General features: G+C 63.7%; 9 protein-coding genes. 1 reads left to right on the forward strand and 8 read right to left on the reverse strand.

The genetic code is table 11. From position 1 onward, the window contains the following. Nucleotides 1-11: 11 nt before the first annotated feature. Genes greA through carA form a run of 3 tightly spaced genes read right to left on the reverse strand, consistent with a single transcriptional unit; the run spans nt 12 to nt 4,841 of the window. Nucleotides 12-488 (reverse strand): transcription elongation factor GreA, encoded by a 477-nt coding sequence (gene greA / locus ACFPME_RS00625; protein WP_377300987.1) that lies wholly within the window; start codon nt 486-488, stop codon nt 12-14. Further along, on the reverse strand, nt 485-3,712 hold the full coding sequence (gene carB / locus ACFPME_RS00630; RefSeq protein ID WP_377300989.1) for a carbamoyl-phosphate synthase large subunit: 3,228 nt from the start codon (nt 3,710-3,712) through the stop codon (nt 485-487). The genes greA and carB overlap by 4 nt, the downstream gene beginning before the upstream one ends. Next, entirely contained in the window at nt 3,705-4,841 is a 1,137-nt protein-coding gene (carA, locus tag ACFPME_RS00635) for a glutamine-hydrolyzing carbamoyl-phosphate synthase small subunit (RefSeq protein WP_377300991.1), read from the reverse strand. Before carA ends, carB begins: the two co-directional genes overlap by 8 nt. A gap of 213 nt (nt 4,842-5,054) precedes the next feature. On the opposite strand from carA, the gene ACFPME_RS00640 reads away from it, so the two are divergent. Beyond that, nucleotides 5,055-5,750, forward strand: a complete 696-nt coding sequence (locus tag ACFPME_RS00640) for a 2OG-Fe(II) oxygenase (protein ID WP_377300994.1) — start codon at nt 5,055-5,057, stop codon at nt 5,748-5,750. Between the two features lie 223 nt (nt 5,751-5,973). Here ACFPME_RS00640 and dapB read toward each other — a convergent pair whose 3' ends face one another. The 5 genes from dapB to hrcA all read right to left on the reverse strand — a co-directional run bounded on the left by dapB (nt 5,974) and on the right by hrcA (nt 11,819). Next, on the reverse strand, nt 5,974-6,774 hold the full coding sequence (gene dapB, locus ACFPME_RS00645; protein WP_377300996.1) for a 4-hydroxy-tetrahydrodipicolinate reductase: 801 nt from the start codon (nt 6,772-6,774) through the stop codon (nt 5,974-5,976). Nucleotides 6,775-6,826: 52 nt separating this feature from the next. Next, the gene (gene dnaJ, locus ACFPME_RS00650; protein WP_377300998.1) at nt 6,827-7,954 is read right to left on the reverse strand and encodes a molecular chaperone DnaJ; all 1,128 of its coding nucleotides are present in this window, start codon (nt 7,952-7,954) and stop codon (nt 6,827-6,829) included. A gap of 115 nt (nt 7,955-8,069) precedes the next feature. Further along, entirely contained in the window at nt 8,070-9,989 is a 1,920-nt protein-coding gene (gene dnaK, locus ACFPME_RS00655; protein ID WP_377301000.1) for a molecular chaperone DnaK, read from the reverse strand. A gap of 149 nt (nt 9,990-10,138) precedes the next feature. Next, nucleotides 10,139-10,678 (reverse strand): nucleotide exchange factor GrpE, encoded by a 540-nt coding sequence (gene grpE / locus ACFPME_RS00660; RefSeq protein ID WP_377301002.1) that lies wholly within the window; start codon nt 10,676-10,678, stop codon nt 10,139-10,141. 79 nt (nt 10,679-10,757) lie between these two features. Beyond that, nucleotides 10,758-11,819, reverse strand: a complete 1,062-nt coding sequence (hrcA, locus tag ACFPME_RS00665) for a heat-inducible transcriptional repressor HrcA (RefSeq protein ID WP_377301004.1) — start codon at nt 11,817-11,819, stop codon at nt 10,758-10,760. Nucleotides 11,820-11,920 lie beyond the last annotated feature (101 nt).

Consider the following 11,920-nt stretch of genomic DNA (forward strand, 5'->3'; position numbering starts at 1 on the left):
CCAGTAAAGCTTCACTCGTAGCGAACGCCGATGATCTCGTAGTGCTTGACGCCGTTGGGCGCCGTGAACTCGAAACTGTCGCCAGCGCTTTTACCGATCAATGCCCGCGCAATCGGCGAAGACACCGCGATCATGTGGCGTTTGATGTCGGCCTCCAGGTCGCCAACGATCTGGTAGGTCACCGTCGTCCCGCTGTCCTCATCCTCCAGGTCGACGATGGCGCCGAACACCACGCGGCTGCCTGCATTGAGCCGCGTGACGTCGATGACCTCGGCATTCGACAGCAGGGACTCCAGCTGGCCGATGCGGCCTTCGGCGAAGCTCTGCTGTTCGCGCGCCGCGTGGTATTCGGCATTTTCCTTGAGGTCGCCGTGCGCCCGCGCCTCCGCAATCGCCGCGATGATGCGCGGCCGATCGACGAATTTGAGCTTCTCAAGCTCGGCGCGCAGGCGCTCGGAACCCGCTTTGGTGATCGGCGGACGGCTCATGCGCTCAGCTCCTGATGCAGTTCCTGCAGGCTGTGCACTTCGCCATCGCTACGGAAATCCAGCGAATGCACGAGCGCGCGCGCGCCTGCCACGGTGGTCGAATAGGTAACGCGATGCTGCAGCGCCTCACGCCGGATCGAGAACGAATCGGCAATGGCCTGCTTGCCCTCGGTAGTGTTGACGATGTAGACGATTTCGCCGTTCTTGATCAGATCGACGATATGCGGGCGCCCTTCAAGCACTTTATTGATGCGCTCGCAGACCACACCGTGCTCGGCCAGATAACTGGCGGTTCCGGACGTCGCCACCAGATTGAAACCGCGGGCGATGACCTCCTTGGCTATCAGCAACAGGCGATCTTTGTCGGCATCGCGCACCGACAGGAACACCTTGCCCACCGTCGGCGGCCTGATCCCGGCGGCCTCATGACCGCGGGCGAAGGCGGCGCCGAAACTGCGACCCACCCCCATTACCTCGCCGGTCGAGCGCATCTCCGGGCCGAGGATCGGATCGACATTCTGGAACTTCAGGAACGGGAAGATGGCTTCCTTCACCGAGTAGTAGGCCGGGATCACCTCATGCGTTGCACCAAGACTGGCCAGTGAACGACCTGCCATCACCCGCGCCGCTATCTTGGCCAGTGGCACGCCCGTCGCCTTGGAAACGAACGGCACCGTGCGCGAGGCGCGTGGGTTCACCTCGAGGATGAACACAGTGTCACCCTGGATCGCGAACTGGGTGTTCATCAGACCGATGACCTTCAACTCCTTCGCCATCGCGGTGACCTGGCGGCGCATCTCGTCCTGGATTTCCGCGGTCAGCGAATACGGCGGCAGCGAGCAGGACGAATCGCCCGAGTGCACGCCAGCCTCCTCGATGTGTTCCATGATGCCGCCAATCAGCACATTCCCTTCAGCATCGGCGATCACATCCACGTCAACCTCAACCGCGTGATCGAGGAAGCGGTCCAGCAGCACCGGCGAATCGTTCGAAACCTTTACCGCATCGCGGATGTAGCGCGACAGGTCGGCGTCATCATGAACCACCTCCATCGCACGGCCGCCGAGTACGTAGCTCGGCCGCACCACCAGCGGGTAGCCGATCTCGCGGGCCAGCGCCAAGGCTTCATCGGCGTTGCGCGCTGTGCGATTCGGCGGCTGCTTAAGCCCGATCTTCTCGACCATTTGCTGGAAACGCTCGCGGTCCTCAGCCAGATCGATGCTGTCCGGACTGGTACCAATGATTGGCACGCCCGCCGCTTCCAGCGCACGCGCCAGCTTCAACGGCGTCTGGCCGCCGTACTGCACGATCACGCCTTTCGGCTTTTCCAGGTGCACGATCTCGAGCACGTCTTCCAGCGTCAGCGGCTCGAAGTACAGGCGATCGGACGTGTCGTAATCGGTCGAGACGGTTTCCGGATTGCAGTTGACCATGATGGTTTCGTAGCCATCCTCGCGCAGTGCCAGCGAAGCGTGCACGCAGCAGTAGTCGAACTCGATGCCCTGCCCGATCCGGTTCGGCCCGCCACCGAGCACGATGATCTTGTCGCGATCGGTCGGCGCTGCCTCGCACTCTTCCTCGTAGGTCGAATACATGTAGGCGGTGCTGGTGGCGAACTCGGCCGCACAGGAATCCACCCGCTTGTATACCGGACGCACGCCAAGCGTATGGCGCAGATGGCGCACGGCGGCCTCGTCGGTATTGAGCAATTCGGCCACCCGGGCATCGGCGAAGCCGAGCCGCTTGAGTTCGCGCATGCGCGGCTCGTTCAGCGCGGTCAGCCCCTGCTTGATGACGTCCGCCTCGGTCAGCACGATGTCTTCGAACGCGGCGAGGAACCACGGATCGACCCGGCTCAGGTTGTGCACTTCCTCCAGTGACATGCCGGCACGGAAAGCGTCGGCCAGATGGAACACGCGATCCGGTCGCGGCTCGCGCAACTCGCGCTTGAGCACGGCCAGGCCATCCTCGGTGCTGATGTCCAGCCCGGTCGGGTTGAGCCCGGTCTTGCCGATCTCCAGCCCGCGCAATGCCTTCTGCAGCGACTCGTGGAAGCTGCGGCCGATCGCCATCACTTCACCCACCGATTTCATCTGCGTGGTCAGGCGGGCGTCGGCAGCCGGAAATTTCTCGAATGCGAAGCGCGGAATCTTGGTGACCACATAGTCGATCGATGGCTCGAACGACGCTGGCGTGAGACCACCGGTGATGTCGTTCTTCAATTCGTCCAGCGTGTAACCCACCGCCAGCTTGGCGGCGATCTTGGCGATCGGAAAGCCGGTTGCCTTGGACGCCAGCGCCGACGAACGCGACACCCGCGGATTCATCTCGATCACGACAACACGGCCGTTCTCGGCATTGATGCCGAACTGCACGTTGGAACCGCCGGTGTCCACGCCGATCTTGCGCAGCACGGCGATCGAGGCGTCACGCAGGCGCTGGTATTCCTTGTCGGTGAGGGTCTGCGCCGGTGCCACCGTGATCGAGTCACCGGTGTGCACGCCCATCGGGTCGAGATTCTCGATCGAGCAGACGATGATGCAGTTGTCCGCGGTATCGCGGACCACTTCCATCTCGAACTCCTTCCAGCCGAGCACGGATTCCTCGACCAGTACCTCGCCGACCGGCGACAGTTCCAGGCCGCGCTTGACGATCTCCTCGAACTCCTCGCGGTTGTAGGCAATGCCGCCACCGGAGCCACCCAGCGTGAAGCTTGGGCGGATCACGGTCGGATAGCCGACCTTGGCCTGGGTCAACAGCGCCTGCTCGAACGTGCGCACCACCTCGGCCTTCGGACAATCCAGCCCGATCTCGGCCATCGCCACGCGGAACAATTCGCGGTCCTCGGCCATGCGGATGGCTTCGCGGGAGGCGCCGATCAACTCGACGTTGTACTTCTCCAGCACGCCGTGGTCGGCCAGGTCCAGCGCGCAGTTCAGGCCGGTCTGGCCGCCCATCGTGGGCAGCACGGCATCGGGACGCTCCTTCGCGATGATGCGTTCCACCGTCTGCCAGTTGATCGGCTCGATATAAACCGCGTCGGCGGTCTCCGGGTCGGTCATGATGGTGGCCGGGTTGGAGTTCACCAGGATCACCCGGTAACCCTCTTCCTTCAACGCCTTGCACGCCTGCGCGCCGGAGTAGTCGAATTCGCAGGCCTGGCCGATCACGATCGGACCGGCACCGATGATGAGGACGCTCTTGATATCGGTACGCTTAGGCATGCGTGCGGGCCTCCTGCATCAGGGTCGCGAAACGGTTGAACAGATAGCCGACGTCGAGAGGACCCGGACTCGCCTCGGGATGACCCTGGAAGCAGAACGCGGGTCGGTCGGTGAGCGCGAAACCCTGCAGCGAGCCGTCGAACAACGAGGTATGCGTGACTCGCACGTTTGCCGGCAACGTGGCCGGGTCCACCGCGAAACCATGGTTCTGGGAGGTGATCAGCACGCGACCATCATCGTGATCCTTGACCGGGTGATTGGCGCCGTGATGGCCGAATTTCATCTTCAGGGTCTTGCCACCCAGCGCCAGGCCCATCAGCTGGTGGCCCAGGCAGATCCCGAAAAGCGGAATCTTCGCATCGAGGAACACGCGGGTGGCGGCAATAGCGTAGTCGCAGGCTGCCGGATCACCCGGACCGTTGGACAGGAACACCCCATCCGGTTTCATCGCCAGCACTTCGGCGGCAGGCGTCTGCGCCGGCACCACCGTGACCTCGCAACCTTGCTCGGCCAGCAAGCGCAGGATGTTGAACTTGGTGCCGAAGTCGTAGGCGACCACCTTGAAACGTACCGCAGGCTGATTGAATGCAGTGCGGTCGAGGTCGTATACACCCTGGTTCCACACATACGGTTTGGTGGTGCTGACCACCTTCGCCAGATCCATCCCGTTCAGGCCGGGGAACGCGCGCGCCTTGGACAGCGCGGCCTCGGCATCGACCTGCTCGCCGGCCATGATGCAGCCGGCCAGCGCGCCCTTGTCGCGCAGGATGCGGGTCAGCCGACGGGTGTCGATGCCGGCGATCGCGACGGTGCCATGGCGCTTCAGGTAATCCGGCAGGCTTTCGGTGCTGCGCCAACTGCTGGGTCGCCGCGGCACATCGCGCACGATCAGCCCGGCAGCGTGCACGGCGTTGGACTCGACATCCTCGACGTTGACGCCGGTATTGCCGATGTGAGGATAGGTCAGCGTGACGATCTGGCGCGCATAGGAGGGATCCGTCAGGATCTCCTGGTAACCGGTCATCGCGGTATTGAAGACCACTTCGCCAACGGTATCCCCAAGCGCGCCGACGGCATGACCGTGAAACACGCTGCCGTCTTCGAGGGCCAGCAGAGCAGGATGAGGCATACGATAACCGCCTTTTGGATGCAGCAAAGTCCGCAAGCCGCTGCACTGCTGGCTTGTGGAGCTCGGGAGGGAAAGGGTCAGGGCGGGTGGAAATGATAGGCGGCGACGGCGTTTCTGTCCACCTCACGGAGGCTGAATCCGCCGTCTACGACGCCGACGGTACCCCTTGGGCGGCGCTACACTAGGCCACTTTTCAATGGAGTTGAATGCCCGATGAGCGCTGCCGTCCTGCTCGATCCCGCCCGGCTCGATCGCCCGGATACCACGGTGCAGCAGCAGCCCTTCCCGTTCATGGTGGCGCACGGTCAGCTGCCCGATGAAATGCGCGGCGATCTGGATCGGGATTTCCCGCGTTATGCCAGCGCCGGCTTTTTTCCGTACGACCCGAAGGATTGCGGCCCATCCGTCAACGCGCTGATCGAGGACATGATCTCGCCCGCCTTTGCCAGCGCCATCGGCCAGCGCCTGGGTATCGAAAACCTCGGCCGGTACCCGACCCTCGTGACACTGTGCCGCCTGTTGAACAAACGCCATGGCACCATCCATACCGACAGCAAATCGAAGATCGCCACGGCGCTCATCTACCTCAATGGCCAATGGCCGGACACCAGCGATGGCTGCCTGCGCTTCCTCCACAAGATCGACGATATCGACAGCGTGGTGGTACCGGAGCTGACGCCGCTCTACGGCGAGTTTGCCGTCTTCAAACGCTGCGAAAATTCCTTCCATGGCCATTTGCCCTATGAAGGCGAGCGGCGGGTGATCCAGGTGGCGTGGCTCACCAGCGAGGACGAAAAACTGCGCAAGACGAAACGCGGCAAGTTCTCGCGCGCGTTCAAGAAGCTGTTCGGCAGCCTGGATACCAAACTGGGCGCCGGACGCGACCGCAGCGCCTCCCATCCCGATTGAGCCTGCTGATACCGATAAACCGACCGCGCCGCATGCTGTCTTCGAAGCGCTGGTTTGCATGATCGGAGCTCGCACATTCCTGTGATGCCCGCCCGGATGGCGCCGCCGCGTTGGCGCACGTTGTCATTCGGGACACGCCGCCACCGGCGGAAGCGGCACGCATGGGTCAACGCCGCAGACGCGTGCACCAGACAGCCCACATGAACCACACGCGCAGGGGGGATCAGCGCGGCGGCGAGATCACATCGTCTAGCTGCCATTGCCCCGCCGGACGGCCGGCCAGCCAATGCGCGGCATGCAGCGCGCCTCGCGCAAAAACCGACCGATCGGTGGCCCGATGCACCAGCTCCAGTCGCTCGCCCTGACCGATCAACATGGCCGTGTGCTCACCGACGATGTCGCCGCCGCGGATCACCGCGAAACCGATGCTGCCATCGGCGCGCCCGCCCGGACGGCCGTGACGGTCATGTACCGCGGCCGCGGCCAGCGTGGTGCCGCGCACTGCCGCAGCAGCGTGGCCGAGAGCGATTGCGGTACCGGACGGTGCATCCAGCTTCCGTCCATGGTGCGCTTCCACGATTTCGACATCCCACGTCGGCAGCACTGCTGCCGCCTCGCGCAACAATCTCGTCAACACGGCCACGCCGACGCTGAAGTTGGCGGCCCGCAATACGGCGATATGCTTGCTGGCGGCCGCCAGCCGCGCTTCCAGCGTCGCGTCGATCCCCGTGGTGCCGCTTACCAGGGCCGCGCCCTGCGCCAGGCAGTGATCGAGCGCGCAGGTCAATCCCACCTGACCGCTGAAGTCGATGACCACATCAAGCGCAGGAGCCTGCGTCCAGTCATGCGCAAAACGCAATGAGGCTGGATGGCCCGCAACCACTGGCTGGCCGTCATTGGAAGAGCCGGGCGCCACTACCGCATGCACCAGCTCGAAGCGCCCGTCATCGCCGAGCAGGCTCAGCAGTGCGCTACCCATGCGACCGGACGCGCCGTTGAGGGCAAGACGCACCGGGCGGGTCATCGGCGTACTCCACGGAGTCGGTCGGTACATGCCAAAGTGGGTGTTGCCGGGCTCATGCGGTCACTTTCGACCAGAACTGCTTCACACCATCGACCCAGCCCTTCGCGCGTGGCGTGTGCTTACCTGCGTCGTTGCTGTCGAAGGTCGCTTCCAGTGATTCCAGCAATTCACGCTGTTGCTTGGTCAATCGCACCGGCGTTTCCACCACCACCCGACATATCAGGTCGCCGTGTCGGCTGCTGCGCACCGATTTGACGCCGCGACCGCGCAGGCGGAACTGCGTGCCGGTCTGAGTCTCGGGCGGAATGCTGATGGGCACTTCGCCTTCCAGCGTCGGTACCGGCAACTCGGCGCCCAGCGCAGCCTGCGAGAAGCGGATCGGCAGTTCGCAGTAAAGATCGTTGCCCTCGCGCTGGAAAATCGCGTGCTCGCGCACGTGCATTTCCACATACAGATCGCCCGCCGGCGCACCGGATGGACCAGCCTCGCCCTGCCCGGCCAGGCGGATGCGATCGCCGTTGTCGACGCCCTCGGGAATCTGCACCGACAGCGTGCGGGTCTCCTCGATGCGGCCTTCGCCGTGGCACTTCCTGCATGGCTTCTCGATCGCCTGGCCGGTACCGCCGCAATGCGGACAAGCCTGCTGGATCGAGAAGATGCCGTTCTGCATGCGCACCTGACCATGACCATGGCAGGTCTTGCACTTGCTGACCTTGCCATCCTCGGAGCCACTGCCGTTGCAATGGTGGCAGTTGACCTGGGTTGGCACCTCGATCTGCCGGTTGACGCCAAACACGGCCTCCTCCAGATCCAGTTCCATGATGTAGCGCAGGTCGGAACCGCGCCGGGGGCGACCGCGGCTGCCGCCGTTCCGGCCAAAGATGTCGCCGAAAATGTCGCCGAAAATGTCGCCGACATCGCCGAAACCAGCGCCACCGCGACCACCCATGCCATGCTCGAACGCGGCATGGCCATGCTGGTCGTACATGGCGCGTTTCGAAGCGTCGGACAGTACCTCGTAGGCCTCCTTGGCTTCCTTGAACTTCTCCTGCGCCGCCGGATCGTCCGGACAGCGGTCCGGATGGCATTTCATCGCCAGCCGACGGAACGACTTCTTCAGTTCGGCTTCGCTGACGCTGCGCTCGACGCCCAGCACTTCGTAATAGTCACGCTTGCTCATTCATGCATCCACACTGCTTGTCGCGCCCCTTGCACCACGGCTTCAGCAAACAGCCCACGCCAGGAGTTCCAGGCGCGGGCTGGTCAATCGGCCATGCCGACAACGTACCTGGCGATTATTGCTTGTCGCCCTTCACTTCGGTGAACTCGGCATCGACCACGTCGTCCGGCTGGGCCGATCCACCGCCCGGCGGCGGCTGCGTGCCGGCATCGGTGGGACCGGCCTGGGCCGCCGCATGCAGCGCTTGCGCCACCTGCTCCAGTTTCTCCACCTTGGACTCGATCGCTGCCTTGTCCTCGCCGTCCTTGACTTTTTCCAGATCGGACAAGGCGCCCTCGATCGTGGAGAGCTGGTCTGGCGGAACCTTGCCGCCGTGTTCCTTCAATGCGCTGCGAGTGGCGTGCACCAGTTGGTCTGCCTTGTTGCGGGTCGCCACCAGCTCGTGGAACTTCTTGTCCTCTTCCTTGTTGGCCTCGGCATCGGCAACCATCCGCTGGATCTCGTCCTCGGACAGGCCGGAACCGGCCTTGATCTCGATCTTCTGCTCCTTGCCGGTCTTCTTGTCCTTGGCCGACACGTGCAGGATGCCGTTGGCGTCGATGTCGAAGGTCACTTCGATCTGTGGTTGGCCACGCGGCGCGGATTCGATGCCGGACAGGTCGAACTTGCCCAGCGACTTGTTCGCGCTGGCGCGCTCGCGCTCGCCCTGCAGCACGTGCACGGTCACCGCGGTCTGGTTGTCGTCGGCGGTGGAGAACGTCTGCGCTGCCTTGGTCGGCACCGTGGTGTTCTTTTCGATCAGCTTGGTCATCACGCCGCCCATCGTCTCGATGCCGAGCGACAGCGGAGTCACGTCCAGCAGAAGCACATCCTTGACCGAGCCGCCCAGCACGCCGCCCTGGATCGCTGCGCCCACGGCGACGGCCTCGTCGGGGTTGACGTCCTTGCGCGGATCCTTGCCGAAGAAGTCCTTCACCGACTCCTGCACCTTGGGCATGCGGGTCTGGCCGCCGACCAGGATCACGTCGTCGATGTCGGACACGCGCAAGCCGGCATCATTCAACGCCGTGCGGCATGGCTCGATGGTGCGCTTGATCAACTCCTCCACCAGCGACTCGAGCTTGGCCCGGGTCAGCTTGATGTTGAGATGCTTCGGGCCAGACGCATCAGCCGTGACGTACGGCAGGTTCACGTCGGTCTGATGGTTGGAGGACAACTCGATCTTGGCGCGCTCGGCCGCGTCCTTCAGACGCTGCAACGCCAGCGGATCCTTGCGCAGGTCGATGCCCTGCTCCTTGTTGAATTCGTCAACGAGATAGTCGATGACGCGCATGTCGAAGTCTTCGCCGCCCAGGAAGGTATCGCCGTTGGTGGCCAGCACTTCGAACTGCTTCTCGCCGTCGACCTCGGCAATCTCGATGATCGACACGTCGAAGGTGCCGCCGCCCAGGTCGTACACCGCGATCTTGCGGTCGCCGCCCTTCTTGTCCATCCCGTAGGCCAACGCGGCAGCGGTCGGTTCGTTGATGATGCGCTTGACGTCGAGGCCGGCGATCTTGCCGGCATCCTTGGTGGCCTGACGCTGGCTGTCGTTGAAGTACGCAGGCACCGTGATCACCGCCTCGGTGATCGTCTCGCCGAGATAGTCCTCGGCGGTCTTCTTCATCTTCATCAGCACTTTTGCTGCGATTTCCTGCGGCGCCATCTTTTTGCCGTCGGAAGTCTGCACCCAGGCGTCGCCGTTGTCGTGCGCGACAATGGCGTAAGGCACGATGTGGATATCTTTCTGCACTTCGGCATCGGTGAACTTGCGGCCGATCAGCCGCTTCACCGCGTAGAAAGTGTTCTTCGGATTGGTCACGCTCTGGCGCTTGGCCGAGGCGCCCACGAGAACCTCGCCGTCCTTGTTGAAGGCGACGATGGATGGCGTGGTGCGGTCGCCTTCCGAGTTCTCGATGACCTTGGTGCTGCTGCCATCCATCACGGACACGCAGGAGTTGGTGGTGCCCAGGTCGATACCGATGATCTTGCCCATGTGTCTACTCTCCAATGTCTTTCTTGCGGCCCCGCGGCCGGATGGTTTCCAGATGGGGGCCTGGTGCAGCGATTCAATGCCGGCAAGGCCCCGGATGCTCTACCTAGTTCCCACGGTTGCGCCATTCGGCGCCTCCGTCGGTGGATCGCTCAGTCTTTCGCCACCGCGACAAGAGCCGGACGCAGCAGGCGATCATTCAGCACATAACCCTTCTGCAGCACACTGACCACGGTGCCAGGTGCGCTGCCGGGGGCGTCCACCATGCTCACGGCGTGATGGCGTTCGGGGTCCAGCGGCTGTCCGAGTGGATCAATCTGGGACATGCCGTGGTTCTCAGCCACCTTGAGCAACGCCTTCAGGGTCAGGTTGATTCCCTCGCGCATGGACGCCAGGTCACCACCTTCGACCGCCAGGCCACTCTCCAGGCCGTCGTAGACCGGCAACAATTCATTCAGCAGTTTCTCGTTGGCGAAACGGCGCGCCTGTTCGAGATCCCTGTGCAAACGCCGGCGCTGGTTTTCCAGCTCGGCCTTCTCCCGCAACACGGTTTCGAGCAGCTCGGCGTTGATCCCCTCAAGCTCAGCCACACGTGCCTGCGCATTGCCAAGCTCGGTATGGATCGCCGACGGCTCGCCCTGCTGGCCTTGTGGCGAGGTCTCGCCGGGCGACTGCTGATCGTTGTTCTGCATGCATCACTCCAGACAAAAAGTTCGTGGCCGGCACGCGCATGCCGACCGTTCAATGCCAAAAAACCGCCTCCCGCAGCGGTTATAGGGTCACGGCGGCACGATTCAAGGCATCGCTGAGCAATCCGGCCGTGGCTTGCACCACCGGAATCACCCGCTCATAAGCCATCCGCGTCGGCCCGATCACGCCGACCGCGCCCAGCACGCGCCCCTGCGCGCCGTAACTGGCTGTGACCACGCTGCAGCCATCGAGCGCGGTGAAGCCGGATTCCTCGCCGATGAACAAGCGCACGCCCGGCGCCCGGGCGCAGACTTCCATCAGCTGCAGCAGCTCGTTCTTCTGCTGAAACGCATCGAACAACTCACGCAAGCGTTGCAGGTTGGCCAGTTCCGAATACGCCATCAGATTGGTCTGGCCGCTGACCAGCACATCGGTACCACCAGCCTGCGGTGCAAAAGACGCGGTGGCCAGCTCGACCGTGCTGGCCAGCAGCTGGTTCAGCTCGCTGCCGGTCTCGCGCAGTTCGGCCAGCAGGTGCAGCCGGATGTCGTCCACGCGAAGGCCCGCAAACTGCGCGTTGAGATAATTTGCGGCCTGCTCCAGCTCGGCGCTGCCCAATGGCTTCGCCAACTGGACGATGCGGTTTTGCACCTGGTTGTCAGTGAACACCAGGATCACCAGCACCTGGGCGTCCGGCAGCGGAACGAAGTCGATATGTCGCAGCGGAAAGTCGACCTGGCGCGGCACGGTGACCACACCAGCGAAGCGCGTCATCGCCGAGAGCAGCGTGGAAACATTGCCGAGCAGGTCCAGCGTCGTGGTGGGACCGGGCGGCAGTTCGCGTTGCAGGCGTGCCATCTCGTCGTGCGGCAGCGGCTGCAGTTCGATCAGGCTGTCCACGAACAGGCGCAAGCCACGCGGCGTCGGCACACGACCGGCCGAGGTGTGGGGGGAGGCGACCAGCCCGGCCTCCTCCAGATCCGCCATGATGTTGCGGATCGTGGCCGGGCTCACGTCCAGGCCCGAGGAGCGCGACAGCGTACGCGAGCCGACCGGCTCGCCATCGACCAGATACTGGGAGATCAGCGTGCGCAGCAGGCGCCGGGCGCGGGCATCGAGATCGTGGCCATGCGGGTTGATCATAGTGTTGTAGCAGTCCTTGAGACCCGACAGAAATAAGGTTTGCGCGCGTCCCTTGCAAGTGGGAGCAGCGTCTTGCGTCATCGACCTGCCGCTACAATCCA

It is taken from the genome of Rhodanobacter umsongensis, assembly GCF_042654965.1.
GTDB lineage: Bacteria > Pseudomonadota > Gammaproteobacteria > Xanthomonadales > Rhodanobacteraceae > Rhodanobacter > Rhodanobacter umsongensis.